The organism is Rathayibacter sp. AY1E8 (genome assembly GCF_002931415.1).
In the GTDB taxonomy this organism is placed as follows: domain Bacteria; phylum Actinomycetota; class Actinomycetes; order Actinomycetales; family Microbacteriaceae; genus Rathayibacter.
This window is the reverse complement of sequence record NZ_PSVI01000045.1, coordinates 2,567-29,210: the sequence shown is the minus strand read 5'-3', so window position 1 is coordinate 29,210 and position 26,644 is coordinate 2,567. Positions and strand designations below refer to the sequence as shown.

Genomic DNA, 26,644 nt, shown 5'->3' with positions numbered 1-26,644 from the left:
GCGGTCCCGGCCGCCGGATGCGCAGGCTGACCACGACGGCTGTACGCAGCCGAGGCTGCACTGCTCGATCCGGGGCGCTCCCGCGAGGATCGACCGGCTCCGCCTCGTCTCGGGACGGCGTCAGCCGGTGAACGCCGCAGGAGGCAGGTCGGTCTCGCCGCCCTCGACCGCGTCGAGCAGCCGGTCGACCACGTCCTGCGGCGCCAGACCCGCGCCGAAGCGGGGCGCGTCTCCCGCGAGCGGGTGTTGGGACAGCTCGGTCTCGGTGTGGCCGGGGCGCGCGTCGAGCAGGAGGACGCCCGCCCGCTTGTACTCGCGGGCCGAGGCCTTCACGAAGGAGTGCAGTGCCGCCTTCGAGGCGGAGTACGCGGCGAGTCCCGCGGTCGGAGCCTCCGCCACCACGCCGCTGATGGTCAGCGCGAACGGCTCGCGCCCCTCGCCCGCCGACGCGACGAGCGACGGCAGCGCGGCGGTCAGCACCCGGATCGGCGCCAGCGCGTTCACCTCGACGAGCTCCTCCAGAACGGCCGGATCGAGCTCGGCGGAGAGCCCGAAGGCCACGACGCCCGCGGCCACGACGACGCCGTCGAGGCGCCCGTGCCGCTCGAGCACCTCGGCGACCACGCGCCGGGGCTCGTCCTCCCCGCGCAGGTCGGCGACCAGGGGCGCCTCGCCGAGCGCCGCGGAGTCGCGCCCCGAGCGCACCGCGACGGCACCGCGCGCCTCCAGCGAATCGGCCAGGAGGCGGCCGAGGCCGCCCGAGGCTCCGAGGACGAGGACGACGGCACCGTCGAGACGAGTCATGTGGCGAGCCTAGACGGGTGCGCTGGCGCGGATCGGCACTACCGTCCGGGCGACCGGGCCCCTACCGTGAGGCCCATGACACGACTGCAGAGCCGTGCCGTGCTGCACCGCCTGCTCGAGGTCCTCGAGGATCCCGCCCCCGTCACCATCGGCCACGCGCGTCACGTCCGGATGCTCGTCCGCGAGGCTCTGGAGTGGATCGCCGGCCCTCGGGCGCACGAGTCCGGTGCGTGGAGCGGCCCCGCTTCGGGAGAGCCCGCGGCCGCGCTCGCCCCCGAGGATCCCGCCGCCACGGACCCGGGTCTCTGACGCTCCCGCCCTCCTCGTAGACTCGTTCGCCGGAGGAACGGGGGGGGTCGATGGACGAGGGTGCGCCGGCGGGCTGGTACCGCGACGAGGCCCATGCGGCCGAGATGCGCTGGTGGGACGGCAGGCGGTTCACCGGGGCGCGCCGCTCCGCGCAGGACAGTGCCGCGGTGGTGCGGGACGCACCCGTCACCCCCGTCACGGAGCGCGTCGTCTACCGCCTCCCGAACGCCGACGGCGCCCCGAGCGTCGACGCCCTCGCCGAGGCCGAGCGGATCGAGGAGATCGCCGATCTGATCGGCCGCACGCTCGAGCAGGGCGAGATCGACGAGCGGACCCTCGAGGTCGACCTGATCCCCGAGCCCGACCACCCCACCGGCCTCGACGCCGTCTCGGTCCGGGTCGGCGGCCGCGTCCTCGGCTACCTGCCGAACGCCTCCGCCCACCGGGCCGCTCTCGACCGGGTCGTGGCGAGCGGAGCCGTCCCGGTCACGACCGCGCGCCTCCGGGTCGAGCGCGGCGAGGAGGGCCTGCGGGCCGTCCTCCGCGTCGCCCTCGTCGCCCCCGAGCTGCTCGTGCCGCTCAACGAGCCGCCCGTCGAGCGCCACTCGATCCTCCCCTGGTCGCGGGGCCTGCCGGTCCTGCGCGAGGACGAGCACTTCGCCCGCCTCTCGTCGGTCGTCCCGGCGAGCGGCCGCGGCCTGCTGCTGGTGACCCTGCACCCGGCCGGCGACCTCGTCGAGCTCCGTCTCGACGGCGAGCGGGTGAGCGAGCTCTCCCCTACCCTCTCGGCGGATTTCGCCCCGACCCTCCGCCACCTCGCGAGCCTCGGCCTCACCGCCGCCGCCTACGCCTCCCTCCGCGGATCCCCGCTGAAGGTCGAGCTCACGCTGCAGGCCGCGAAGGCCGTGGAGCTGCCCGCCGAGTGGGTCGACGGCCGTCCGGTCACTCTCCCCCGACTCCTCCCGCCGGCCCGGACCTACTCCGTACCGCCCGCGTACACGCCGCCGCTGCGTCCCACTCCCCGCAGCTCGGAGGCGGTCTCCCGCTCGGTCCGCCGGACCGTCGCCTGGGTGGTCGTCGGCGTCTGCACCCTCGTCGGGCTGTCGAGCTGGCTGATCGGGGATGTGCTGAACTGACGGGGCGGGGCGGACGTCCGGGGATGTGACCGGCCTCGTGTCGGACTTCCGGGGTCGGCGATCCCGCACCTCCGCGCAGAAGCGCCCGGCTCGCGGATCCGGGGATCCGAGCGAACCGGGCGCCTCGAGCCGAGCGCAGCCGTCCTACACGTTGAAGCGGAACTCCACGACGTCGCCGTCCTGCATGACGTAGTCCTTGCCCTCGATGCGGGCCTTGCCCTTCGCGCGGGCCTCGGCGATCGAGCCGGTCTCGACGAGGTCGTCGAACGAGATGATCTCGGCCTTGATGAAGCCCTTCTGGAAGTCGGTGTGGATGACACCGGCGGCCTGGGGCGCGGTCCAGCCCTTCCCGATGGTCCAGGCGCGCGTCTCCTTCGGGCCGGCCGTGAGGTACGTCTGCAGGCCCAGGGTGTCGAAGCCGATGGTCGCGAGCTGGTTGAGGCCCGACTCCGTCTGGCCGGTCGACTCGAGCATCTCGGCCGCGTCGGCCTCGTCGAGGTCGATCAGCTCGGACTCGATCTTCGCGTCGAGGAAGATCGCCTCCGCCGGCGCGACCAGGGCCGCGAGCTCGGCCTTCCGGGCGTCGTCGGTCAGCACGGCCTCGTCGACGTTGAAGACGTAGATGAAGGGCTTGGCGGTCAGCAGGCCCAGCTCGCGGATCGGCTCCAGATCGATCGACGAGGCCGACAGCGGCTTGCCCTGGTCGAGGAACTCGCGCGCCTTCTTCGCGGTCTCGACCACGATCGGCTCGATCTTCCTGCCCTTGAGCTCCTTCTCGTAGCGAGCCTCGGCCTTCTCGAGGGTCTGGAGATCGGCGAGGACCAGCTCGGTGTTGATCGTCTCCATGTCGCTGGCGGCGTCGACCTTGCCGTCGACGTGGACGACGTCGGAGTCCTCGAAGCCGCGGATGACCTGCGCGATCGCGTCGGCCTCGCGGATGTTCGCGAGGAACTTGTTGCCCAGGCCCTCGCCCTCGGACGCGCCGCGCACGATGCCGGCGATGTCGACGAAGGAGACGGGCGCCGGGAGGATGCGCTCGGAGCCGAAGATCCCGGCGAGCACCTCGAGGCGGGAGTCGGGCAGGTTCACCACACCCACGTTCGGCTCGATCGTCGCGAACGGGTAGTTCGCCGCGAGCACCGTGTTCTTGGTCAGTGCGTTGAAGAGCGTCGACTTGCCGACGTTGGGGAGACCGACGATTGCGATAGTGAGAGCCACGGGTAAACATCCTACGGCGTGGCGGCGGAAGGGCCGGGCGGGCGGGCGGAGAGGAACGGGAGGCGCCCGCCCGCGGCCGGCGGGTGCTCCCGCCCGCTCGTGGCGACGCGCGCGCGACGCTCCCTGCGGCGTCGGAGGTGCGTGAGAGGCTGGAGCGTGCCCATCGACTTCACCGCCATCGACTTCGAGACCGCCAACTCGCACGGGGCCTCCGCCTGCTCCGTCGGGCTCGTGAAGGTCCGCGGCGGCCTCGTCGTCGACCGCGCCGGCTGGCTCATCCGCCCGCCGCTGGGGTACGACGACTTCCTCGAGTGGAACACGCGGATCCACGGCATCCGCAAGCACGACGTGCACGCCGCCGCCTCCTGGGTCGACCAGTTCGCCGACCTGGCGGCCTTCGCCGGCGAGGACGTGTTCGTCGCGCACAACGCCGGCTTCGACATGGGCGTCATCCGCGCGGCCTGCGCGGCGACCTCCCTCGAGCACCCCGAGTACGACTACCTCTGCTCGCTGCAGCTCGCCCGCAAGACGTACGAGCTCGACTCCTACCGCCTCCCCGTCGTCGCCATGGCCGCGGGCTTCGAGGACTTCCGCCACCACGACGCGTCGGCCGACGCCGAGGCGTGCGCCGCGATCGTCGTGCACGCGGCCCGGCGGCACGGCGCCGCGAGCATGGCCGAGCTCGGCGAGCTGGCCGGCGTCTCCGTGAAGCGCCTGCGCCCGAAGGCCCCCGTCGCCGCCTGACGTCCGTCATGCCGAGCCGGCTCGAGACGATCGGCTCAGCCGCGGGGGTCGCCGAACCAGGTGCTGAAGATGCGCCAGAAGTTCCGGTTCCCGTAGGCCGAGCAGTCGTCGCCCTCGCCGTAGAGGTTCGCGAGCGCCGCCGCGTTCGGCTGGTACGGCGTGTAGTAGTAGAGACCCGCCGTGGCCGTGTTGGCGATCGTCACCGGGGCGGTGCCGCAGGACTCGTCCGGGGAGTAGCGGACGTCGCCGGCCGCGCCGACCGGGTACCAGTCGAAGCTCGAGTCCGGGTTCCGGTAGCGCTGGAACTGCCACGCCGCTCCGTACACCTGCGCGGCGAAGCCGTAGGAGTCCGTGTCGCAGTCGGCGGTGTCCGGGCAGCCGTAGCCCGTGGCGCTGCGGAACTGCCGCTCGCTCGGCTCCGGATCGGTCACGAGCGACTGCTCCTTCTGCAGCAGCACCAGGAGGACGGCCGGATTCACGCCGCACGCGCCGGCGACCGAGGTGATGATCTCCGCGGCCGGGACGTCGCGTCCGGCGGGCAGCGCATCGCACTGCTCGTCGGCCGTGATCGCCGCGGTGTCCTCGGCGTAGTCGCGCAGGCACGGCACCGGCCCGCCCGCGCAGTCGGGGACGCGGGCGTCGAGGAACGCCCGCACCGTGAGCGGTCCGAGCGCGTCGCCGGCGAAGAAGACCTCGTCGGAGATCAGGTCGCCCGGGTCGAAGTCGGCCGCGACGGGGCCCGGCTGGAGGAAGGTCCACAGCCGGACGGTCTGCGGCTCGGACGGCACCGCGGCGAGGCGCGTGCCGTCGACGGACCCTCCCAGCAGGAGCGCCACCAGCGCCCCGACGACGACCGCACCGCCCCGCCGGCGTCGGACGCCGGTCGGGGACGGTGCGGTCGGGGTCATCCCTCCACGCTAGTGGCGGGGCCGCGGGCGATCAGCCGCAGGGGGTGAGGCGCGCGACGTCCTCCGAGAGGGTGGTGGGACCGCCGAGGAGGACGACCCGCTGAGCTCCCGACTTCGCGATGTCGGTCAGGACGGCGCGGGGCACGCAGTTCGTCGGCACGGCGAACAGCGGGCTGTTCGAGTAGCCCGCCGCCGTGGCTCCGGCGAGGGCGTCGGGGAAGTTCTCGCCCGTCGCCAGGAACACGGTCTCGGCCCTCGAGAAGGCTGCCCGGTTCAGCTGCTCCGAGGTGTCGTAGCGGTCGACTCCGCCGATGCGGGTGATCGTCGGCACCGGAAGCGAGTTCTTGATCCCCTCGCTCACCGACAGGGGGCTGCCCGCGATGGTGAGGTTCTGCACCTTGAGCTTCGAGAGGATGCCCTTCGTCACGGCGTCGGCCGTGCTGCCGGTGCCGTTCACGAGGACGACGGGTGCGTCGACGGAGCCGGCCGCGGCGCTCGCGCCGAGCGCGTCGGGGAACTTCTCGCCCGTGGCGAGCCAGGCCCGCGTCGAGCCGCCCGAGAACGCGCTCTGGATGATGAGCCTGGACGTGTCGTAGCGGTCCTTCCCTCCGATGCGGTCCACCGTCGGCGAGTAGGACCTCAGCTGGTTCAGCAGGCCGTCGCCGACGCTCAGTGCGGAGCCGACCACGACGATCCTCGCCGGCTTGAGCCGGCTGAGCTCGTCGCGAACGGGCTGCGACATCGAGTCGCGGTCGACCAGGAGCAGCGGACCCTTCTGCTTGGCCGCGGCCGGGGCGGCGCTCAGCGCGTCGGGGAAGTTCGCGCCGGTCGCGATGTAGACGACGGGGACGTTGGTGCCGAAGACGGCCTTCGAGATCTCGACGGCGGTGCCCTGGCGGTCGGTGCCGGCCAGACGCGAGACGTCGATCCCGGCGGACGTGCTCACGGACGAGCAGCCGAGATCCTTCCGGCCGGGGCCCCGGGAGTCGCCCGTGCCGACCCAGCGGTTCCAGTCGACGGAGTCGGCGGAGACGCAGACCTGGTAGGTGCCGGGTGCCGAGACGGGCGTGGTGGCGCCGAAGCCGTGGGCGCGGCCGGCGACGGAGTACTCGCCCGGGATGTCGCCGCGGTCGCCGTTCGCGGTCTGCGTGCGGACCGTGCGGGTGCCGTCGGGGCCGGTCACCGTGACCGTCGTGGTCAGCGCGGCCTGCTGCGTCGTCGGGTCGACGGCCCAGCCGGACACGCTCAGCGTGCTGCCCGAGATGCGCGGGGCGTCGACGCGGCCCGCGGGGGCGATCCCGGCGTTGGCCAGGGTGCCGTTCGGGTTCCAGTCGCTGAAGAGGTACCAGAAGTTGATGTTGCCGTAGGTCGCGCAGGCCGCGTTGCCGGAGCCGGTGAGCGCGAAGTCGTTGGGCTGGTACGGCGTGTAGTAGTAGAGGTCGGCCGTGGCCTGGTTGCGGATGGTGACCGGCGAGGAGCCGCACGCGGTGCTCGGGTAGTAGGCGACGTTCGGCGTCGTGCCCGGAGCGTAGGTGGTGAAGTTCGAGCCGGAGCCGGGCGGGTTGGCGTAGCGCTTGAACTGGCGCGCCGCGCTGTAGACCTGCGTGAAGAAGCCCGCCGAGCCGGGGTCGCACGCCGCGGTGTCCGGGCAGTTGTAGCCGGTCGCCTTGGCGTAGTCCTCGGGGCTCGGCGTCACGTCGGTGACGAGGCTCCGCTCCTTCTGCACAAGCACGACCAGGGCCAGCGGGTTGATGCCGCAGGCCAGGCCGACGCGCGTGAAGATCGAGGCCGACGACTCGCTGCCGGAGCCCTGGTAGGCGCTGCACATCGCGTCCGCCGCCTTCGACGGCGTCGCCTGCGAGAAGTTCTTGAGGCAGGGGGCGGTGCCGGCGGTGGAGCACCGGCTGCCCTTCTCGTTCAGGAGCGACTGCACCTGACCGGTGCTCAGCGCGTCGCCGTCGAAGAACTGGGCGTCGCTGACGATGAAGCCGGCGCGGAAGCTCTTCGTCTCCTCGGCGCTGTACTGCGTCGACTGGTCCGGGACGCCGAGGTCGGCGCGGTCGAGGGACGCGTCGAGAGCGCCGGTCTCGACCGAGACGGTCGACGGCGCGTCCTCGGCGGCGGAGGCGGAGGTGATCGGGACGAGGGCGGTGCCGAGCCCGACGGCGAGAGCGAGCGCGGCCGTGAGCAGGCGCGATGAGCGGTGGTGATTCCCCATGATCGCGAAGTCTACGAGGCGGTCGCAGGGCGTCCTGGCCCTCGTTCGGTGGTCGTGGCCCGTCGATCGATCGATGTCGGAGGTGCGTGGTGTCATCGGTGGCATGGATCTCTCCTTCGCCCTCGGCCTGGTGGTCGGCGCGCTCCTCGCGGGGGTCGTGGCCGTCCTCCTCGCCCGCTCCCGCACGCCCGACGCCGCCCTCGCCCTCGACCTCGCGACGGCCCGCGCCCGCGCGGAGGGCCTGGAGGAGCGGCACGAGGCCGTCGTCGAGCAGCACCGCGAGCACCTCGGTTCCGCCCGCGATCAGATCCGCGAGCTCCAGGAGCAGCTGCGCGTCGTCGCTGAGCGCGAGCGGCACGACGCGCGCATCCTGCAGACCCTCTCCCCCGTCGCCGAGAGCCTGCGCGGCATGCAGGAGGCGGTCGGCCGGCTCGAGCGCGAGCGCGCCGCCCAGTTCGGGGCGATCACCGAGCAGCTCGAGGGACAGCGGGCGGCGGGCGAGCAGCTGCGCTCGACGACCGAGACCCTCGCGTCCGCGCTCCGCTCCACCACGAGCCGCGGCGCCTGGGGCGAGACGCAGCTGCGGAACGTCGTCGAGGCCGCCGGGCTCACCCAGCGGGTCGACTTCGACGTGCAGTTCGGGCTCGAGGGCGAGGCGGGCCGCGGCCGCGCCGACATGGTGGTCCGCCTGCCCGGCGGCAAGGCGATCGCGGTGGACGCCAAGGTGCCGTTCGACGCGTACCTGGAGGCGAGCGCGATCCCCGCGGGCGCCGGCGGCGAGGAGGAGGCGCGGCGCGCGGGGCTCCTGCGGGCGCACGTCCGCGCCCTCCGCGGCCACGTGGACGCGCTGGCCGCCCGCTCCTACTGGACCGGTCTCCCGGCGAGCCCCGAGTTCGTCATCGCGTTCGTGCCGAGCGAGCCGCTGCTCGCGAGCGCGCTCGACGCCGACCCGAGCCTGCTCGAGTACGCGTTCCGCAAGCGCGTCGCCCTCGCCTCGCCCGTGACCCTGTGGTCGGTGCTGAAGACCGTCGCCTACACCTGGCAGCAGGACGTGCTCACCGACGACGCCAAGCGCCTGCTCGACCTCGGCAAGACGCTCTACGCCCGTCTCGGCACCCTCGCCGACCACGCCGAGGGCCTGCGCCGCTCGCTCGAGAAGACGGTGGACTCCTACAACGCCTTCGCCGGCTCGCTCGAGAGCCGTGTGCTGGTCACCGCGCGCCAGTTCGACTCCCTCGACGAGTCGCGCGTCATCGCCCCGGTCGGAGGAGTCGCCTCCTCGCCGCGCCGCCTCACCGCCGTCGAGCTGCTCGCCGCGGACGACGAGTCCGAGCGGAGCGCGTAGGGTCCCGGGTCCCCGCTGAGCGAGCACCGGGTGTGCAGGCCGCGCGCGAGCGGCGCCGTCCATCCGGCTCGACACCCGGACGACCGCAGGTCGCGACGGCGCTCCGCCTCCGGGGCTCGGCGGAGGAGCGCCGTCGAGGCGTATCGAGACCGACCGCGGCCCCGCCCGCTCGCCTCGGTGACCGGGGCCGGTGTCCTTCCGCGTCCCGCACGCCGAAACGCCGCCGCACTCGCCGAGGCGCCGTCATCGGGACGGCGCCTCAGCAGCAGTGCGGCGTCTCGGAGAGACGGTGACGGCCTAGACCCACTTCTCCGCGAGGTGCTGGGCGGTCACGCGGCGGATGGTGCCCGAGCGGGAGCGCAGCACGATGGACTCCGTCGTGATGACGTGGCCCTCCTTGCGCACGCCCTTCACGAGCCCGCCGTTCGTCACTCCGGTCGCGACGAAGTAGGTGTTGTCGCTGCGGACGAGGTCGTTGGCGTGGAGGACGCGATCGAGGTCGTGGCCGGCGTCGACGGCGCGCTGGCGCTCGTCGTCGTCCTTCGGGCGGAGGATGCCCTGGACCACTCCGCCGAGCGCGCGGATGGCGCAGGCCGTGATGATGCCCTCGGGCGTGCCTCCGGTGCCGACGCACATGTCGAGTCGGGAGTCGTGGCGAGCGGCGTTGATGCCGCCCGCGACGTCGCCGTCGAGCAGGAGGCGCGTGCCGGCTCCGGCCGCGCGGATGTCCTCGATCAGCTGAGCGTGGCGCGGGCGGTCCAGCACCGCGATGCGCATCTCCTCGACGGGCTTGCGCTTGGCGCGGGCCAGGGCGCGGATGTTCTCGCCGATCGGGCGCTGGATGTCGATGATCCCGACGCCCTCGGGCCCGGTGACGATCTTCTCCATGTAGAACACGGCGGAGGGGTCGAACATCGCGCCGCGGTCGGCGACGGCGATCATCGAGAGCGCGTTCTGGCGCCCGGCCGCGGTCAGCGAGGTGCCGTCGATCGGGTCGACGGCGATGTCGGCGGCGGGCCCCGAGCCGTTGCCGACGTGCTCGCCGTTGAAGAGCATGGGCGCGTTGTCCTTCTCGCCCTCGCCGATCACGACGACTCCGTCGAAGTTCACGGTCCCGAGGAAGGTGCGCATGGCGTCGACCGCTGCGCCGTCGGCGGCGTTCTTGTCGCCCTTGCCGATGAAGGGCACGGCGCGGATCGCGGCGGCCTCGGTGGCGCGGACGAGCTCCATGCCGAGGTTGCGGTCGGGGTGGAGGTAGAGCGAGTCGTTGTCGATCACAGAGCGGAGTCCTTCGTCGTCGAGTTCGTGCACGTCGTCGCAGGACCCGCGGAGCGGATCCCCATCCCTGCCCGAAGCCTAGTCCAGGGCCCTCCACGGGCGGAGGGACCGCGGAGGGGCGCCTCGCTAGACTCGTCCGCGACGCGGGCCTCGCCCGACCCCCCTTCGTTCATCCGTCAAAGGAGATGCCATGCCCGTCGCTACCCCGGACCAGTACGCAGAGATGCTCGACAAGGCGAAGGCGGGCGGCTTCGCCTACCCGGCGTTCAACGTCTCGTCGTCGCAGACGATCAACGCGGTCCTCCAGGGCCTCACCGAGGCGGGCTCGGACGGCATCATCCAGGTCACCACCGGAGGCGCGGACTACTTCGCCGGCCACACCGTGAAGAACCGCGCGGCAGGCGCGATCGCCTTCGCGAGGTTCGCGACCGAGGTCGCCAAGAACTACCCGGTCACGGTCGCGCTCCACACCGACCACTGCCCGCAGAACGCGCTCGAGGGCTTCGTCTACCCGCTGATCGCCGCCTCCGAGGAGGAGGTCAAGGCCGGTCGCGAGCCGCTGTTCCAGTCGCACATGTGGGACGGCTCCGCGATCCCGCTCGACGAGAACCTCGCCATCGCGAAGGAGATCCTCCCGCGCGTCAAGAACATCAACGCCATCCTCGAGGTCGAGATCGGCGTCGTCGGCGGCGAGGAGGACGGCGTCTCGCACGACATCAACGAGCACCTCTACACCACGCTCGACGACGCGATCGCGACCGTCGAGGCCCTCGGCTTCGGCGAGCAGGGCCGCTACATGGCCGCCCTCACCTTCGGCAACGTCCACGGCGTCTACAAGCCGGGCAACGTCCGCCTGCGCCCGGAGCTGCTCCGCGAGATCCAGGACGGCCTGCAGGCGAAGTACGGCACCGGCGCGCTCCCCCTCGACCTCGTCTTCCACGGCGGCTCGGGCTCGACCGACGAGGAGATCGCCGAGGCGGTCCGCAACGGCGTCGTCAAGATGAACATCGACACCGACACGCAGTACGCGTTCAGCCGCTCCGTCGCGGACACCGTGCTGAAGAACTACGACGGCTTCCTCAAGGTCGACGGCGAGGTCGGCAACAAGAAGGTCTACGACCCGCGCTCGTGGGGCAAGATCGCCGAGACCGCGATGGCCGCGCGCGTCGCCGAGGCGACTCGTCAGCTCGGCTCGGCCGGGAACTCCGGGAAGTAGGGCACCGCTCCGTGACGAACGCACACGATCAGCCGGGCGACAGGCGTCCGGAGCCGCAGTACGGCGAGTACGCGCCGCCCGGCTGGTCGTGGCAGCCGCCGGAGGACGCCGTGGTCGTCCCCGACCCGAGGGGGTCGGAGACCGATCCGAGGCCCGCGACCGCTCCGGCCGCGAAGCCCGTCGCGCATCCCGTCGACCGCCTGCTCACGATCGTGCTGCTCGCGCTCGGCGTGTTCTTCGCCGTGCCGACGCTGCTCGATCCCTCGAGCTTCGCGACGACCCTCCAGGAGCTCTACCGCTCCCAGGGCATCGGCACCTACGCGTCGCCGGAGCTCGCACGGATCCTCGGCGTCGTGGTGGCGCTCGCGCAGTCGCTGATCGTCGCCTTCGCGGTGTGGATCTCGATCCGGCGGCTCCGCGCCGGCAAGCGCGCCGTGCTCGTCCCGATCCTCGGGATCGCGGCGACCGTGCTGCTCTCCCTGATCGTCGCGGCGATCGCCATCCTGGGCGACCCGACGTTCGCGGAGTACGTCACGCGCATGTCGGGCTCGCAGGGCGGCGCCGGGACCGACGTCTAGCGTCGATCCCCGTTCCACCGCACACGGAAGAGGCCGCCGCTCCCGAGGGAGGGCGGCCTCTTCCGTGTCCGGGCCGGAACGCTCTAGGCGCCCGCTCCCGCGCTGATGCGTCCACCGACGCCGCGGGCGTCGCGCTTGCCGGCGACGTCCTTGCGCAGCTCCTTGGGAAGCGAGAACATCAGGTCCTCCTCCGCCGTCTTGACCTCCTCGACATCGCCGTACCCGGCGGCGGCGAGGTCGTCGAGGACCTCCTGGACGAGCACCTCGGGCACCGAGGCGCCGCTGGTGACGCCGACGGTGCGGATGCCCTCGAGCCACTCCTGCTTGATCTCGCTGGCGTAGTCGACCCGGTAGGCGGCCTTCGCGCCGTACTCGAGGGCGACCTCGACGAGGCGCACGGAGTTGGAGGAGTTCGCGGAGCCGACGACGATGACCAGCTCGGCGCCCGCGGCGACCTTCTTGATCGCGACCTGGCGGTTCTGCGTGGCGTAGCAGATGTCGTCGCTCGGCGGGTCCTGCAGGTTGGGGAAGCGCTCGCGGAGGCGGCGCACCGTCTCCATCGTCTCGTCGACCGAGAGCGTCGTCTGCGAGAGCCAGACGACCTTGTCCGGGTCCTTCACGACGATGTTCGGCACGTCGTCGGGGCTGCCGACGAGGGTGACGTGATCGGGAGCCTCGCCCGCGGTGCCCTCGACCTCCTCGTGGCCCTCGTGGCCGATGAGGAGGATCTCGAAGTCGTCGCGCGCGAAGCGGACGGCCTCGCGGTGCACCTTCGTCACCAGGGGGCAGGTCGCGTCGATCGCCTGGAGACTGCGGTCGGCCGCGCCCTGGACGACGGCCGGTGAGACGCCGTGCGCGCTGAAGACGATGTGCGATCCCTCGGGCACCTCGTCGACCTCGTCGACGAAGATGGCACCCTGGCTCTCGAGCGTGGAGACGACGTGCACGTTGTGCACGATCTGCTTGCGCACGTAGACCGGGGCACCGTAGTGCTCGATGGCCTTCTCGACGGCGACGACCGCGCGGTCGACTCCGGCGCAGTAGCCGCGGGGCGCGGCGAGGAGGACGCGCTTGCGGCCCTCGACGGGGACGTCGCGCAGACGCCCTGTGGCGCGGGGCATGCGCGGCATGGGCAGGCTGATCGGGACTTGGCTCACCCCCTGATTCTACGTGGTGCATCCTGTGCCCGGGCCGTCCCGGTGTCGGACCCGTCCCGTACCGTTGTCGTCGCGGGAGGGCACTCCCGCTCCCCCGTCCCTCCGAGCAGAGGCAGCGATGACCGACGCCCCACCCACCGCCGACGCACCCTGGCCGGTCGGCCTGCTCGCCAGCAAGATCAAGGGCTGGATCGAGCGCCTCGGGACCGCGTGGGTCGAGGGCGAGATCACCCAGTGGGGCGTGTCCGGCGGCAACGTCTACGGGAAGCTGAAGGACCTGTCCGGAGACGCGACGGTCGGCTTCACCGTCTGGTCGTCGGTGCGGAGCCGCCTCCCGGCCGACCTCAAGCAGGGCGATCGGGTCATCGCGCTGGTGAAGCCCAACTACTGGGTCAAGGGCGGCACGCTCTCGATGCAGGTCTTCGAGATGCGCCACGTCGGCCTGGGCGATCTGCTGGAGAAGCTCGAGCGGCTCCGCCGGCAGCTCGCGTCGGAGGGGCTGTTCGACGCCTCCCGCAAGAAGCCGCTGCCGTTCCTCCCGCACGGCGTGGGCCTCATCACCGGCAAGGACTCGGACGCCGAGAAGGACGTGCTGCGGAACGCGCGGCTGCGCTGGCCTGCGGTGCGCTTCCGGGTGGTCCACTCGGCCGTGCAGGGCGACCGGACGGTCCCGGAGGTGCTCTCGGCCCTGCGGACCCTCGAGGCCGACGACAGCATCGACGTGATCGTGATCGCCCGCGGAGGCGGCGACTTCCAGAACCTGCTCGGCTTCAGCGACGAGGCGCTCGTGCGCGCCGTCGCCGCCTGCTCCACTCCGGTCGTCAGCGCGATCGGCCACGAGGCCGACCGCCCGCTGCTCGACGACGTCGCCGACCTGCGCGCCTCCACTCCCACCGACGCCGCGAAGAGGGTCGTGCCCGACGTCTCCGACGAGCTGCTGCGCGTGCAGCAGGCCCGGCTGCGGATGACCGGCCGCGTGAGCGGGCTCGTCTCGCACGAGATCGACCGGCTCTCGCAGCTGCGCTCGCGGCCGGTGCTCGCCCAGCCGCACGTGCTGGTCGATCGGCACTCCGAGGAGCTGACCCGCTGGGTCGCGCGCGGCGCCGAGCTGGTGGACCGCCGCCTCGAGCGCGCGCACCTCGAGGTCGAGCGCCTGCACGGCCACCTGCGCGCCCTCTCCCCCCAGCACACCCTCGACCGCGGCTACGCGATCGTCCAGAACGCGGCCGGGCACGTCGTCCGGGCGCCCGGCGACGCACCGGCCGGCGGCGCACTCGTCCTCACGCTCGCGGAGGGGGCCGTCGGCGCCCGCTCCGAGGGGCCCACCGGCGATCCCGCCGGCCGGTCCTGAGCCCGCCGCGCCACCCGTCCCCCCTCAGCCCCGATCGATAGGATCAGACCCATGCCCGACTCCCCCGACGCCCCGGCGACCGACTCCGACGTCTCGGGATTCTCCTACGAGCAGGCGCGCGACGAGCTCGTCCGCGTCGTGTCCGAGCTCGAGCAGGGCAGCTCCACCCTCGAGCGCTCGCTCGCCCTGTGGGAGCGCGGCGAGGCCCTCGCCGCCCGCTGCGAGGAGTGGCTGATCGGAGCACGCGCCCGGCTGGACGCGGCCCGCTCCGGAGGGGCGGCCGCCGGATGAGCCGCGCGAAGGCCGCGCGGGTCGTCGCCGAGCTCGGGCGCCCGGAGACGGCGGCCGAGACGGCCGCACGCAAGGCCGAGAACTCCCGGCTCTACCGTCAGCGCAAGACGGTCAACAACCTCGTCTTCTCGCTGCTCGCGACCGTCGGCGCCGTAGCGCTCATCGTCCTGCTCGTCCCCCGCGGCGACACCGTGGAGCTCTCCTCGGTCGACGTCCCCCGCGTCGCCGCACAGGTCCAGCTGGGCGAGGAGCAGACGCTCGCCGTGCCCTCCCTGCCCGACGGCTGGAAGGCCAACGCGGCCGAGCTCCGCCGCGAGAACGGCACCGACTACTGGTACGTCGGCCTGATCACCCCGAAGGCGGGCTACATCGGCCTGAGCCAGGGGCTCGACGCGGACGCGGCCTGGGTCGCGACGCAGCTCGACCGCCGGGCGGCGACCGGCGTCGAGACGATCGACGGCCGCGACTGGACCGTCTACGACCACCGCGACTCCGGCGACGACACCGGCAACACGCCCTACGCACTCGAGACGACGGAGGGCTCCAGCACCTACCTCGTCTACGGCACGGCCCCGACGGACGAGATCCGCCTGGTCGTGGACGCCATCACCCCGCAGATCGGCCAGGAGGAGTCCCGATGAGCCTCGGAACCAGCAGCACCGTCCCCCGCGAGTCCCGCCCGCCGGCGTGGGTCTGGAAGGAGATGCTCCGCGGCAACCAGCGCTTCGTCGCCGGCGAGCCCCGCCACCCCCGCCAGGATGTCGAGCGCCGCGCCGAGCTCGCCGCCGCGCAGGCCCCGCTCGCCGCGCTCTTCGGCTGCAGCGACTCCCGCCTCGCGGCAGAGATCATCTTCGACCTGGGGCTCGGCGACCTCTTCGTCGTCCGCAACGCCGGCCAGGTGATCGCCGACTCCATCATCGGCTCGCTGGAGTACGGCGTCGCCGTCCTCGGCGTGAAGGTGCTGCTCGTGCTCGGCCACGACGAGTGCGGAGCGGTCCGGGCGGCGATCCAGTCGCAGGCGCCCGGCGCCGAGCGGCTCCCCCCGCACATCGAGCACCTGATCGAGCCGATTATCCCCGCGGTGCGCCGCCTCGTGGGCGCCCAGCCGGACGGCCGCGTGCTCGTCGACCCGTCGGCGACCGACGCGCTGGCCGTCGGCCGCGAGCACCTGCGCGACACGGTCGCCGAGCTGCTCCAGCGCTCCCCGCTGATCGCCGACGCTGTCGCGACCGGGCGGCTCGCCCTCGTGGGCGCCAACTACCGGCTCTCGGACGGCACCGTGATGTCCGATGTCGTGCTCGGCATCGATCCGCCCGAGCTCAGCCCCTACGTCTCCGAGCTGGAGCGCGACTCCGGCTCGGCCTCCTCCGCCGCCGCTCCGAGCGCGGTGGGATCGGATCCCGCGTGAGCGGCTCCGGACAGCACAGCACCAACCGATCAGACAAGGACGAACACAGCGTGGTGGATCACTCCCCGACCGACGACTCCGGCGACTTCCGCATCGAGCACGACACGATGGGCGAGGTGCGGGTCCCCCGCGACGCCCTCTACGCCGCGCAGACCCAGCGGGCGGTCGAGAACTTCCCGATCTCCGGTGCGGCCCTCGAGCCTGCCCAGATCGCGGCCCTCGCCCGCATCAAGAAGGCGGCGGCGCTGGCCAACGCCGAGCTGGGCGTGCTCGACGCCGACATCGCCACGGCGATCGCCGACGCGGCCGACCTCGTCGTCGGGGGCGGCTACGACGCGCACTTCCCGATCGACGTGTACCAGACCGGCTCGGGCACGTCCTCGAACATGAACATGAACGAGGTGCTGGGCTCGCTGGCGACCACGGCCCTCGGCCGCACCGTGCACCCGAACGACCACGTCAACGCCTCGCAGTCCTCCAACGACGTGTTCCCCACCTCGGTCCACGTCGCCGTCACCGGCGCGCTCATCGAGTCGCTGATCCCCTCGCTCGAGCAGCTCGCCGAGTCGCTCGAGGTCAAGGCGGAGCAGTGGGCCGAGGTCGTCAAGGCCGGCCGCACCCACCTGATGGACGCCACCCCCGTCACGCTCGGCCAGGAGTTCGGCGGCTACGCCGCGCAGATCCGCCTCGGCATCGAGCGCGTGCAGTCGGCGCTCCCCCGCGTCGCCGAGGTCCCGCTCGGCGGCACCGCGGTCGGCACCGGGATCAACACCCCCGCCGGCTTCCCGCAGAAGGTCATCGCGCGCCTCGCGGAGGAGACGGGCCTTCCCGTCACCGAGGCCCGCAACCACTTCGAGGCCCAGGGCGCGCGGGACTCGCTGGTCGAGGCCTCCGGAGCGCTGCGCGTGCTCGCGGTGAGCCTGACCAAGATCAACAACGACCTCCGCTGGATGGGCTCCGGCCCCAACACCGGCCTCGGAGAGCTGCGGATCCCCGACCTCCAGCCCGGATCCTCGATCATGCCCGGCAAGGTGAACCCGGTGATCCCGGAGGCCGTCCTCATGGTCTGCGCGCGCGTGATCGGCAACGACGCCACCATCGCCTGGGCAGGCGCCTCGGGTGCCTTCGAGCTCAACGTCGCGATCCCCGTCATGGGGACGGCGCTGCTGGAGTCGATCCGCCTGCTCGCGAACTCCGCCGTGCTGCTCGCCGACAAGACCGTCGACGGCCTCGAGGCCGACGTCGAGCACGCCCGCGCCCTCGCCGAGTCCTCCCCCTCGATCGTCACCCCGCTCAACAAGGTGATCGGCTACGAGGCCGCCGCCAAGGTCGCGAAGAACTCGGTCGCCAAGGGGATCACCGTCCGCGAGTCGGTCGTGGACCTCGGCTTCGTCGAGCGCGGCGAGGTGACGGAGGAGCAGCTCGACAGCGCCCTCGACGTCATGTCGATGACCCACCCCGGCTGAGCCCGGCCCTCCGACGGCCCGTCCCTGCGCTCGGCGCGGAGGCGGGCCGTCAGACCACCAGCCAGAACCCTGCGAGCAGGAACGGTCCGAACGCGACCCGCCCGCGGACGCGCAGCACGAGCACCCACAGCCCTGCCACCGCGAAGCCGACAGCGGGCGCGGCGACGACGTGCTCGGGTCCGAGAGCCGCGAGCGGCGGTGCGAGGGCCGCCTGGAGCTTCACGTCGCCGAGGCCCAGCCCGCCCGCCGCATGCAGCACGCCCAGGCACAGCACCGTCGCGAGGACGGCGAGAAGCGTCCCCGCCGTGGGCGCGAGGACGGCTCCGACCACCAGCAGCGGGAGCGTGACCGCGTTCGGGAGCCGGTGCCCGCGCACGTCCGCCAGCACCAACGGCACGCTCGCGAGCGCCACCGGGACGAGGCCGGGCGCCCGACCCAGGTGCGGGGCCCCGATCAGGAGGAGCACCAGGGCGCCGAGGAGCAGGGCGGCCCGGTCGAGCAGAGATCCGCGGAGCATCCGCCGAGACTAGGGGGCACCGCCCTCGGGGCGTCGGAGTTCTCCACAGGGCGGCCCGCCGGTGTGCTCGGGCGGCGGCGGGTCTCTCCCCGGCCTCAGTCGCGCGGAGGCAGCGGTCCCAGCAGGAGCGACGCCCAGGCGCCGTGAGCCGACGCGTCGTCGGAGGGGTGGAACTGCCCGGCGAGCACGTCTCGGTAGAGGCGACCGAGCTCCGACCGGCGCTGGTACGCCGAGCCGCCCGCGATCCGGACGGCGCTCTCGACCACGCGGAGCGCTCCTTCCGTGGTGCGGATCTTCACCCCGACCAGCGAGGGGAACCAGCGCGCGCCGCGGTCGACGAGCGCGTCCACGTCGGCCGCCGCCGAGCGCAGGGGCGCCTCGAGCCCGTCGAGCAGCATCCCGGTCTCAGCCACCCGGTGCCGCACCTCGGGGTCCTCCGCCAGTGGCCGCCCTCCCGCCCGGAGGGAGGCCCGTCGGCGGACGGAGGCGACGGCGAGCTCGAGCGCGCGCTGCGCGACACCGAGGTAGACCGAGGAGATCAGCAGCTCGAAGGCCGCGAAGACGGCGAAGACGAAGGGGTCGGCGGTCGGTCCGACGGGCAGCGAGCGGATCATCCGCTCGGCCGGGACGACGACGCCGTCGAGCACCGTCGTGCGGCTCTGGGTCGCCCGCATGCCGAGCGTGTCCCAGTCGTCGCGGACCTCGAGCCCGGCGACCGGCGAGTCCGGGCGCTCACGGTGCACGAAGCCGTGCACGAGCCGCGGCTCCGACCCGCTGTCGTCGCGACCGAACACGCCGAGCCGCGTCCAGGCGGGCGCGAGGGAGGTGAAGACCTTCGTGCCGGTGAAGCGGTAGCCGCCGTCCCCGAGCGGCTCCGCCCGCGTCAGCGAATCCGAGAGCACCAGGTCGTTGCCCGCCTCGCTGTTGCCGAAGGCGAAGACGTGACCCGTCGCGGCGTCGACGAGGACCGAGCGGAGGGAGTCGTCGCCCCGCTCGAGCAGGATTCGCGCGATCCCGGTCCAGACCAGGTGCATGTTGACGGCGAGCGCGGTCGCGGGCGCGGCGGTCGCGAGGCGCGTCTGCTCGGCGGCCGCCTGCTCCAGGCCGAGGCCGGCACCGCCGAGCTCCTCGGGGACGAGCAGCGCCAGGTACCCGATCGAGCGCAGCTCCTCCAGGTCGTCCGCGCAGAACGCGTTGCGCTCGTCGTAGTCGGCCGCGCGGGTGCGGAAGCGCTCGAGGAGCGCGTCGTCGAGGATGCTCACCCGTCCACGCTACGCCCCGGTGCCCTGCAGGGACGCGCCCGGCCCGGGGATCCTCGGATCCCACGGACCGGACGCACAGCGAGCCCGTCAGGCGAGCTCGTTCGATTCCAGCATCTCGGTGACCAGAGCGGCGATCGCCGAGCGCTCGGAGCGGGTCAGCGTGACGTGCGCGAACAGCGGGTGGCCCTTCAGCGTCTCGATCACGGAGGCGACCCCGTCGTGCCGGCCGACCCGGAGGTTGTCGCGCTGCGCCACGTCGTGGGTCAGCACCACCCGGGAGTTCTGCCCGACCCGCGAGAGCACCGTGAGCAGGACGTTCCGCTCCAGCGACTGCGCCTCGTCGACGATCACGAACGCGTCGTGCAGCGAGCGCCCGCGGATGTGCGTGAGCGGCAGCACCTCGAGCATCCCGCGCTCGATCACCTCGTCGAGCACGTTCTGCGACACCAGCGCCCCGAGCGTGTCGAAGACCGCCTGCGCCCAGGGGTTCATCTTCTCGGCCGCGTCGCCGGGCAGGAAGCCGAGGTCCTGGCCGCCCACCGCGTAGAGCGGCCGGAAGACCATGATCTTCTTGTGCTGGCGCTTCTCCAGCACCGCCTCCAGGCCCGCGCAGAGCGCCAGCGCCGACTTGCCGGTGCCGGCCCTGCCGCCGAGCGAGACGATGCCGACCTCCGGGTCGAGCAGCAGGTCGATCGCGAGCCGCTGCTCCGCCGACCGCCCGTGCAGGCCGAACACGTCCTTGTCGCCGCGGACCAGCGTGATCTGCCGCTTGCCGGTGACCCTCGCGAGAGCGGAGCCGCGGTCGGAGTGGACGACGAGCCCGGTGTTGACCGGGATGTCGGCCACGACGTCCGTGAAGAGCCGCTCGCGGTCGTAGAGCTCGCTCATCGCGTCGCCGCCGAGCGTCACGTCGTCCATGCCGGTCCAGCCGGACTCGGGGGCCTGCTCGGCCAGGTACTCCTCCGCGGCGAGGCCGATGGAGGCGGCCTTCACGCGCATCGGCATGTCCTTGGACACGACGGTGACCGCGGCGCCCTCGCTCTGCAGGTTGAGCGCGACGGCGAGGATCCTCGCGTCGTTGTCGCCCATCTGGAGCCCGCTCGGCAGCACCGACATGTTCGAGTGGTTGAGCTCGACGCGGAGCGTGCCGCCGCGGCCGACGGCGATGGGGAAGTCGAGGCGCTCGTGCTGCACGCGCAGCTCGTCGAGGCGGCGCAGGGCCTGTCGGGCGAAGTAGCCGATCTCGGGATCGTTGCGCTTGCCCTCGAGCTCGCTGATGACCACGATCGGCAGCACGACGGCGTGCTCCGCGAACCGGAACATCGAGGAGGGATCCGACAGCAGCACCGAGGTGTCCAGGACGTAGGTGCGGAGGAGCTGATCGGCCGGATCCGAGGAGCCGTGCTGGACACGGCGGTGGACGCCGCCCTGCGTCCCGGTCTGCGGATCCATGCCCTGGGGAACTGTCACGACGACTCTCCACACTCCGGGGGCCGGAGCCCCCGGCTCATGTCCTCGAGCCGGCCTCATCGGTGCGTGTCGTGCACCGCGCAGTGTCCCTTCGGCGTCTGCGCGATGTCGAGCCGTACTTCTGTGGCCGTCTCGACCAGGCGCTGTACCTGATGACTCGAACCTAACCCGGCGAATGACATCCGTGTGCTTCTCACCGCTACGAATGTGTAACCAGTGTGTGAACGCGCGGAATCCGGCCTAGTAGTCGATGCTCGTGGCCGACGAGATCAGGGCGGCGCGGAGCAGCGCGAGGGTCTCGTCGGTGGTGCCGGCGTGCGCGCTGAAGCGGACGGTGCTCGGACGCAGGCGTGCGGTGACGCCGTGCGCTTCGAGGGAGGCTGCCAGCGGGGCCAGCTCCTCCGGCTCCGGCTCGACGACCACGATGCCGGCGCGCTCGTGCTCGCCGCGGGAGCCCACGACCGCCAGTCCGAACTCGTCCGCGAGGTCGACGATCGCGCTGACCCGCTCCGCCACGAGTGCGGCGATCGTCGACTGCCCGACTGCGGCGACCTCCTCCAGCGCCGACGCGAGCCGGGCCTGGGCGATCGGGTCCGGGTTGCTGATGCTGAAGGCGCGGGCGTCGCCGCGCGGCGGAGCCACCTCGTCCCACGGCTCCGCCTGCTCCGATCCCGTCCAGCCGGAGAGCACCGGGGTCAGCCGCGACAGCGCCCGCTCGCTGAGCGCGAGGAAGCCCGTCCCCCAGCCGGCGCGGAGCCACTTCTGGCCGCCGGTGACGACCACGTCCGCCAGCTCGTAGGGCGCGTCGACGACGCCGAAGCCCTGGATCGCGTCGAGGACGAGCATCCGGTCGCCGATCACGTCGCGGATCGCCGCGACGTCCGCGAGGTAGCCGGTGCGGGAGTCGACCAGGCTCACCGCGACGGTCGTCACGTCGTCCGTGAGCTGCTCGCGGACCGCCTCCGGCGTCACCCGTCCCTGCTCGGTCCGCAGCCAGCGGGGCTCCACCGAGCCGAGAGCCTGCGCCGAGCGCACCGCCGCGAACGGCAGGCTCGGGAACTCCGCGGCCGACAGCAGCACCGCGCCCGAGGCGCCGAACAGCGCGTGCAGGAGGCCGGTCGAGGTGTTGGGCTGGAAGACGACGCGGTCGGCGGGGACGCGCACGAGCGCCGCCGCCGCCTCCCGGACGCGCTCGTCCTGCCGGAACAGCTCGTCGAGGGTGCCGCTGCGCGCGCGCACCAGCAGCTCGACGGCCGCCTCCTGCTCGGCGGCGACGGTCGCCGAGAGCGGGCCCACCCGGCCGAAGTCGAGGTACCCGGTCTCCTCGCCGAAACCGGCGAGGTAGTCCTCGGTCGTGGTGGAGGTGGCCTCGTTCGAGCTCATGCCGGCCCTTCCGGTCGGTGGTGCGGCAGGAGCCGCGAGGTCAGCTGCCGAAGCGGCGGTGCCGTCCGGCGTAATCGCGGAGCGCGCGGAGGAAGTCGACCTCGCGGATGTCGGGGCCGAGCGCCTCCATGAAGTAGAACTCGCTGTGCGCGCTCTGCCAGAGCATGAAGTCGGAGAGGCGCTGCTCCCCCGAGGTGCGGATGACCAGATCGGGGTCGGGCTGCCCGCTGGTGTACAGGTGCTCGCCGATGAGCTCCGGGGTCAGCAGGCCCGCGACGTCCTCGATGGAGGAGCCGCGCTTGCCGTGCTCCTCCAGGATGCTCCGCACGGCCTGGGCGATCTCGTGCCGCCCGCCGTAGCCGACCGCGAGATTGACGTGCAGGCCCGTGTGGGAGGCGGTGCGCGCCTCCGCCGTGTCGAGCGCGGCCACGAGCGAGGGCGGGAGGCCCTCGTCGGAGCCGACGTGCTGCACGCGCCAGTCGGGCTGCTGGGAGACCTCCTCGGCGAGGTCGGCGATGATCGCGATCAGCTCGGTCAGCTCGCTGCTGTCGCGGCCGACGAGGTTGTCCTGCGAGAGCAGGTAGAGGGTGACGTGGCGCACGCCGAGCTCGTCGCACCACTGCAGGAACTCGTGCACCTTGGCGGCGCCGGCCCGGTGGCCGTGCGCGGCGGTCTCGAGGGCCCGCTGCCGCGCCCAGCGCCGGTTGCCGTCGATGATCATCGCGACGTGGTTCGGCAGGGAGTCGGGGGGAAGGCTCGAGCGGAGGCGCTTCTTGTAGACGCCGTAGAGGAGGTCCCTTCCCACAGGCAGTCTCGGCTTCGGCACAGTGACACGGTAGTCGACCCGGGGCGCTCCTCGAAGCCCGGCGGCGCTCGGCGTCGGCCCGGGACGGCGTCGTAGTCTGTCCGGCATGAGCCAGCGGCCGACGCCTCCCCCGTCCGATCCCCGCGCCCGCACCGCCCGCGGCGGAGACGCCGTCGGAGCGGACGGCCCGGACCTGCCCGCCCTCCCCCTCGTCGAGGACGCGATCGAGCACGACTCCTCGGCGGAGGTCCGGCCCACCTGGCGCGGCTGGATCCACGCCGGCCTCTTCCCGCTCGCGATCGTCGCCGGAGTGGTGCTGATCGTGGTCGCGGAGGGGACCGCGGCGAAGTGGGCGGCCGCGGTGTTCGCGACCACGTCGCTCCTGCTCTTCGGCAACTCCGCTCTGTACCACCGCTTCGACTGGAAGCCGCGGACGAAGATGATCCTCAAGCGGATCGACCACGCCAACATCTTCCTGCTGATCGCCGGCACCTACACGCCGCTGGCCGTGCTCGCCCTGCCGCCCGCGCAGGGCACGCTCCTGCTGGTCCTGGTCTGGGCGGGGGCGCTGCTCGGGATCGGCTTCCGCGTCTTCTGGATCGGCGCGCCGCGCTGGCTCTACGTGCCGCTCTACCTGCTGCTGGGCTGGGCGGCCGTGATGTACCTCGGTCCGCTCTTCGAGGCCAGCGCGACGATGATGGTGCTCGTCCTCGTCGGCGGGCTCTGCTACTCCGCGGGCGCCGTCATCTACGGGATCAAGAAGCCCAACCCGGTCCCGGGCGTCTTCGGCTTCCACGAGATCTTCCACGCGCTCACTGCCGTGGCGTTCCTCTGCCACTGGACGGCGGCGCTGATCGTCTCGCTCCACCCCGCCTACAACGCCTAGCGGGGCCCGGGCCCACCGGTGCGGGCCGGGCTCAGCCCTCGCTGCGCTCCGCCTCCTCGGCGTCGAGCCGCTCCTTCACCTGGGCGGTGTAGGTGGTGCGCCGCACGCGCCGGACCATGTCGAGCGCGAGGAGGACGGCGGCCAGAGCGATCACGAGCATCGTGATGAAGCCGAAGAGGCCCGGCGTGACCGTGTCCTCGTTGAACTCGGGACCCGGGGTCGGCACCGTCGTGGAGGCGAGGACGACGGCGCGCTGGGCGCCCTCGAGCAGCCCGGCGATCACGCGCGCACCTCGTCGGCGACGACGACGCCGGAGCCGTCGGGCTCCGGGGACACCGGGGCGTCCCCCGAGGGCTCGGGGTCGGGAGCGATCGGCGGGACGACCGCGGTCGGGCCCGGGGCGAGCTCGGCCAGGTCGAGACCGGCGAAGAGATCCGTCTCGGGCGTCGGCGCGTCGACCCGGCTCTCGACGAGCTGGAAGTCGTCGGTCGGCCAGGCGGCGTCGATCGCCTCGTGCGGGAGGAAGAAGAAGGCGTTGTCCGGAGCGACCTGGCTGGCGTGGGCCAGCAGGGCCGCATCGCGCCGATCGTGGAAGCCGGAGATCACGACCCGCGTGGTCGCGAGGTACGGGGTGTCCTCGTTCCAGCGCTTCATCTCCTCGAAGACCGACAGGCGCGGGTCCTCCGGGTCGATCGAGCGCAGGTGCTCGGCGATCGCCCGCAGCTTCTGGCCGCTGAAGACGCGGTCGTAGTACAGCTTCGAGATCGACCACGGAGCGCCCGTGCCCCGGTACTCCTCGGCGAGGCCCGCCGCGCGGTACGCCTCGACGGCGACCTGGTGGGCGCGGATGTGGTCGGGGTGCGGGTAGCCGCCGTTCTCGTCGTAGCTGATGATCACGTGCGGCCGGAACCGGCGGACCAGGCGCACGAGCGGAGCGGCGGCCGTGGCGAGCGGCAGGCCCGCGAACGACGCGGCGTCGACCTTCCCGTCCTCGGGCATGCCGGAGTCGACGAAGCCGAGCCAGGCGTGCTCGACGCCGAGCGCCTCGCGAGCGGCCGCCATCTCGTACCGGCGGAGGCCGCCGATGTCGCGCTCGGCGTGCGCGCGGGCCTCGAGGCCCTCGTTCAGCACGGAGCCGGCCTCGCCTCCGGTGCAGGAGACCACCATGACCTCGGCGCCTCGCGAGGCGTAGGCGGCCAGCGTCGCCGCGCCCTTGCTCGACTCGTCGTCAGGATGGGCGTGCACGGCGAGGAGGCGCGGAGTGTCCCGCACCTCCGAATCGACGGAGACCTCGACGGCCTGGGACACGATCGCTCGATTCCTCGGGGTTTAATGGGATCGGCGCTCCCGTCCGCGAAGGACGCGCGCCACCCGTCCAGAGTAGACGCATCACCCAGGGAGTTCCGTGGCCGCCCGCACGTCCGAGAGCGTCGAGGGAGCCGCCGCGCCCGCACTCGATCCGGACGCGGTCCGCGCCGCCGGACCCCTCGCCACCCGCTACGGCCGCACGACTCGCACCCGCCGCGGGAACCGCTGGCTCTTCGGCGGCGTCGCGCTCGCCTTCGTCGCCGTCTTCGCCGCCTGGGTCGTCTGGGCCGGACTCGACGGAGCACGCGGCGGAGTGGACGTCCAGGACACCGCGCACCAGGTCGTCGACGACCGCACCGTCACCGTCTCCTTCGACCTCACCGCGCCCGTCGGCCGCGAGGTCGCCTGCGCGGTCCAGGCCCTCAACGAGCAGTCCGCCGTGGTCGGCTGGCTGGTCGTGGAGTACCCCGCCTCGACGGAGCGCTTCCGCTCCTACACGGAGACCGTCCGCACCACCGAGCTCGCGAACACAGGTTTGATCTCCTCCTGCTGGCTCCCGTAGGCTTGCCCGAAGCCCTGACGGACTCGTCGGGGCCTCGCCATTCCCACCGCCGCCTGACGCCGGCCGTCCCCACCGCCGGACGCGGACACCTCCGCACGGTGCTGCCGGGCGCCGCGAGCGCGGCCCGCAGAGCAGGAGCCCACCATGGCCGACCAGTCACAGGTGACCTGGATGACCCAGGAGTCGTACGACCGCCTCGAGGCGGAGCTCACCGAGCTGTCCACCAACGGACGCGAGGAGATCGCCAAGCGCATCGAGGTCGCCCGCGAGGAGGGCGACCTGAAGGAGAACGGCGGCTACCACGCCGCGAAGGACGAGCAGGGCAAGATCGAGGCCCGCATCCGCCAGCTGACCTCCCTCCTCCGCGAAGCCGAGATCGGCACGCCCCCCGAGAGCCACGGAGTCGTCGAGGCCGGCACCATCATCACCGCCGAGATCGCCGGCGACGAGTCCCGCTTCCTCCTCGGCAACCGCGAGATGGCGGGCGAGAGCGACCTCGACGTCTACAGCCCCCAGAGCCCCCTCGGATCGGCGATCATGGGCCTGAACGTCGGCGACACCGCCCGCTTCACGGCACCCAACGGGCGGGAGATCGAGGTCCGCGTCGCCAACGTCGAGACCTGGTCCGGCCACTGATCGCACGTCGCGGCGCTCTCCGCGGCGTTGTCGTCGGGCGCGATACCGCCGGTATCGCTTCCTCCTCCGCCTTGCGGAGAACGCCGCGACGCACGATCAGCCCTCTCCAGACGGGGGGGCGTCGGCTTCGCGGCGACAGCGTCGGGCGCGACACCGCCGGTACCGGCTTCCTCCTCCGCCCTGCGGAGAACGCCGCGACACACGATCAGCCCTCTCCAGACGGGGGGGCGCCGGCTTCGCGGCGACAGCGTCGGGCGCGACACCGCCGGTACCGCTTCCTCCTCCGCCTTGCGGAGAACGCCGCGACACACGATCAGCCCTCTCCAGACGGGGGGGCGCCGGCTTCGCGGCGACAGCGTCGGGCGCGACACCGCCGGTACCGCTTCCT

Annotated in this window: 27 protein-coding genes; 14 read left to right on the top strand and 13 right to left on the bottom strand. The window is 72.7% G+C overall.

Translation table 11 applies throughout. The features are described 5' to 3' along the window. Positions 1 to 120: 120 nt before the first annotated feature. Positions 121 to 804 carry an SDR family oxidoreductase gene (locus C5C74_RS12895; protein ID WP_104351664.1) on the bottom strand — a complete coding sequence of 228 codons (684 nt, stop codon included), beginning with the start codon at positions 802 to 804 and terminating at the stop codon, positions 121 to 123. Between the two features lie 75 nt (positions 805 to 879). On the opposite strand from C5C74_RS12895, the gene C5C74_RS12890 reads away from it, so the two are divergent. Together C5C74_RS12890 and C5C74_RS12885 are read left to right on the top strand one after the other, a co-directional pair. Beyond that, entirely contained in the window at positions 880 to 1,113 is a 234-nt protein-coding gene (locus tag C5C74_RS12890) for a hypothetical protein (protein ID WP_104222960.1), read from the top strand. A 50-nt stretch (positions 1,114 to 1,163) separates the two neighbouring features. Further along, on the top strand, positions 1,164 to 2,249 hold the full coding sequence (locus C5C74_RS12885) for a DUF2510 domain-containing protein (RefSeq protein ID WP_104351663.1): 1,086 nt from the start codon (positions 1,164 to 1,166) through the stop codon (positions 2,247 to 2,249). A 144-nt stretch (positions 2,250 to 2,393) separates the two neighbouring features. Here C5C74_RS12885 and ychF read toward each other — a convergent pair whose 3' ends face one another. Continuing rightward, on the bottom strand, positions 2,394 to 3,467 hold the full coding sequence (ychF, locus tag C5C74_RS12880) for a redox-regulated ATPase YchF (protein ID WP_104260229.1): 1,074 nt from the start codon (positions 3,465 to 3,467) through the stop codon (positions 2,394 to 2,396). A gap of 156 nt (positions 3,468 to 3,623) precedes the next feature. Between ychF and C5C74_RS12875 the strand changes: the two genes are divergently transcribed. Next, positions 3,624 to 4,211: an exonuclease domain-containing protein gene (locus C5C74_RS12875; protein ID WP_104351662.1), complete on the top strand. Its 588-nt coding sequence runs from the start codon at positions 3,624 to 3,626 to the stop codon at positions 4,209 to 4,211. Between the two features lie 35 nt (positions 4,212 to 4,246). On the opposite strand, the gene C5C74_RS12870 is transcribed toward C5C74_RS12875, so the two are convergent. Then, positions 4,247 to 5,119, bottom strand: coding sequence for a hemagglutinin (locus tag C5C74_RS12870; protein ID WP_104351661.1), 873 nt, complete (start codon positions 5,117 to 5,119; stop codon positions 4,247 to 4,249). 31 nt (positions 5,120 to 5,150) lie between these two features. Then, positions 5,151 to 7,337 (bottom strand): cell wall-binding repeat-containing protein, encoded by a 2,187-nt coding sequence (locus C5C74_RS12865; RefSeq protein WP_104351660.1) that lies wholly within the window; start codon positions 7,335 to 7,337, stop codon positions 5,151 to 5,153. Between the two features lie 103 nt (positions 7,338 to 7,440). Here C5C74_RS12865 and C5C74_RS12860 point away from each other — a divergent pair, with 103 nt between their 5' ends. Continuing rightward, positions 7,441 to 8,682, top strand: a complete 1,242-nt coding sequence (locus C5C74_RS12860; protein WP_208543606.1) for a DNA recombination protein RmuC — start codon at positions 7,441 to 7,443, stop codon at positions 8,680 to 8,682. A 297-nt stretch (positions 8,683 to 8,979) separates the two neighbouring features. Here C5C74_RS12860 and glpX read toward each other — a convergent pair whose 3' ends face one another. After that, positions 8,980 to 9,912, bottom strand: coding sequence for a class II fructose-bisphosphatase (gene glpX, locus C5C74_RS12855; protein ID WP_104351665.1), 933 nt, complete (start codon positions 9,910 to 9,912; stop codon positions 8,980 to 8,982). 238 nt (positions 9,913 to 10,150) lie between these two features. On the opposite strand from glpX, the gene fbaA reads away from it, so the two are divergent. After that, complete coding sequence (fbaA, locus tag C5C74_RS12850) at positions 10,151 to 11,176, top strand: class II fructose-bisphosphate aldolase (protein ID WP_104224414.1); 1,026 nt, start codon at positions 10,151 to 10,153, stop codon at positions 11,174 to 11,176. 11 nt (positions 11,177 to 11,187) lie between these two features. Then, complete coding sequence (locus C5C74_RS12845) at positions 11,188 to 11,754, top strand: DUF6264 family protein (protein WP_104224415.1); 567 nt, start codon at positions 11,188 to 11,190, stop codon at positions 11,752 to 11,754. An 83-nt stretch (positions 11,755 to 11,837) separates the two neighbouring features. Here C5C74_RS12845 and C5C74_RS12840 read toward each other — a convergent pair whose 3' ends face one another. Then, a complete protein-coding gene (locus tag C5C74_RS12840) occupies positions 11,838 to 12,884 on the bottom strand; it encodes a 4-hydroxy-3-methylbut-2-enyl diphosphate reductase (RefSeq protein ID WP_104232760.1) in 1,047 nt (348 codons plus the stop codon). A gap of 145 nt (positions 12,885 to 13,029) precedes the next feature. Here C5C74_RS12840 and xseA point away from each other — a divergent pair, with 145 nt between their 5' ends. The 5 genes from xseA to C5C74_RS12815 are packed head-to-tail and all read left to right on the top strand — an operon-like array spanning position 13,030 to position 17,427. Further along, complete coding sequence (gene xseA, locus C5C74_RS12835; protein WP_104351659.1) at positions 13,030 to 14,262, top strand: exodeoxyribonuclease VII large subunit; 1,233 nt, start codon at positions 13,030 to 13,032, stop codon at positions 14,260 to 14,262. Positions 14,263 to 14,313: 51 nt separating this feature from the next. Further along, positions 14,314 to 14,553 carry an exodeoxyribonuclease VII small subunit gene (locus C5C74_RS12830; RefSeq protein ID WP_104224418.1) on the top strand — a complete coding sequence of 80 codons (240 nt, stop codon included), beginning with the start codon at positions 14,314 to 14,316 and terminating at the stop codon, positions 14,551 to 14,553. After that, positions 14,550 to 15,194, top strand: coding sequence for a DUF4245 domain-containing protein (locus C5C74_RS12825; RefSeq protein WP_104260147.1), 645 nt, complete (start codon positions 14,550 to 14,552; stop codon positions 15,192 to 15,194). Before C5C74_RS12830 ends, C5C74_RS12825 begins: the two co-directional genes overlap by 4 nt. Further along, entirely contained in the window at positions 15,191 to 15,961 is a 771-nt protein-coding gene (locus tag C5C74_RS12820; protein WP_208543312.1) for a carbonic anhydrase, read from the top strand. The genes C5C74_RS12825 and C5C74_RS12820 overlap by 4 nt, the downstream gene beginning before the upstream one ends. 50 nt (positions 15,962 to 16,011) lie before the next feature. Continuing rightward, positions 16,012 to 17,427, top strand: coding sequence for an aspartate ammonia-lyase (locus C5C74_RS12815; protein ID WP_104332987.1), 1,416 nt, complete (start codon positions 16,012 to 16,014; stop codon positions 17,425 to 17,427). Between the two features lie 49 nt (positions 17,428 to 17,476). On the opposite strand, the gene C5C74_RS12810 is transcribed toward C5C74_RS12815, so the two are convergent. From C5C74_RS12810 to C5C74_RS12790, 5 genes are all read right to left on the bottom strand, one after another. Continuing rightward, on the bottom strand, positions 17,477 to 17,944 hold the full coding sequence (locus C5C74_RS12810; protein ID WP_104332986.1) for a prepilin peptidase: 468 nt from the start codon (positions 17,942 to 17,944) through the stop codon (positions 17,477 to 17,479). 95 nt (positions 17,945 to 18,039) lie between these two features. Continuing rightward, positions 18,040 to 19,206: an acyl-CoA dehydrogenase family protein gene (locus C5C74_RS12805; protein WP_104351658.1), complete on the bottom strand. Its 1,167-nt coding sequence runs from the start codon at positions 19,204 to 19,206 to the stop codon at positions 18,040 to 18,042. Positions 19,207 to 19,293: 87 nt separating this feature from the next. Continuing rightward, a complete protein-coding gene (locus C5C74_RS12800; protein ID WP_104224423.1) occupies positions 19,294 to 20,658 on the bottom strand; it encodes a PhoH family protein in 1,365 nt (454 codons plus the stop codon). A 258-nt stretch (positions 20,659 to 20,916) separates the two neighbouring features. Further along, positions 20,917 to 22,059 carry an aminotransferase class V-fold PLP-dependent enzyme gene (locus C5C74_RS12795; RefSeq protein WP_104351657.1) on the bottom strand — a complete coding sequence of 381 codons (1,143 nt, stop codon included), beginning with the start codon at positions 22,057 to 22,059 and terminating at the stop codon, positions 20,917 to 20,919. Between the two features lie 40 nt (positions 22,060 to 22,099). Next, complete coding sequence (locus tag C5C74_RS12790) at positions 22,100 to 22,864, bottom strand: isoprenyl transferase (protein WP_279630826.1); 765 nt, start codon at positions 22,862 to 22,864, stop codon at positions 22,100 to 22,102. A 106-nt stretch (positions 22,865 to 22,970) separates the two neighbouring features. On the opposite strand from C5C74_RS12790, the gene C5C74_RS12785 reads away from it, so the two are divergent. Further along, positions 22,971 to 23,750, top strand: a complete 780-nt coding sequence (locus C5C74_RS12785; protein WP_104351656.1) for a hemolysin III family protein — start codon at positions 22,971 to 22,973, stop codon at positions 23,748 to 23,750. A 31-nt stretch (positions 23,751 to 23,781) separates the two neighbouring features. On the opposite strand, the gene C5C74_RS12780 is transcribed toward C5C74_RS12785, so the two are convergent. Then, positions 23,782 to 24,033: a hypothetical protein gene (locus C5C74_RS12780; RefSeq protein ID WP_244230611.1), complete on the bottom strand. Its 252-nt coding sequence runs from the start codon at positions 24,031 to 24,033 to the stop codon at positions 23,782 to 23,784. Then, positions 24,030 to 25,058, bottom strand: coding sequence for a mycothiol conjugate amidase Mca (mca, locus tag C5C74_RS12775; RefSeq protein ID WP_244229458.1), 1,029 nt, complete (start codon positions 25,056 to 25,058; stop codon positions 24,030 to 24,032). Before mca ends, C5C74_RS12780 begins: the two co-directional genes overlap by 4 nt. A gap of 97 nt (positions 25,059 to 25,155) precedes the next feature. On the opposite strand from mca, the gene C5C74_RS12770 reads away from it, so the two are divergent. Both C5C74_RS12770 and greA read left to right on the top strand, forming a co-directional pair. Further along, the gene (locus C5C74_RS12770; RefSeq protein ID WP_104224427.1) at positions 25,156 to 25,620 is read left to right on the top strand and encodes a DUF4307 domain-containing protein; all 465 of its coding nucleotides are present in this window, start codon (positions 25,156 to 25,158) and stop codon (positions 25,618 to 25,620) included. A gap of 144 nt (positions 25,621 to 25,764) precedes the next feature. Further along, positions 25,765 to 26,256 carry a transcription elongation factor GreA gene (greA, locus tag C5C74_RS12765; RefSeq protein ID WP_104225519.1) on the top strand — a complete coding sequence of 164 codons (492 nt, stop codon included), beginning with the start codon at positions 25,765 to 25,767 and terminating at the stop codon, positions 26,254 to 26,256. Positions 26,257 to 26,644: the final 388 nt, after the last annotated feature.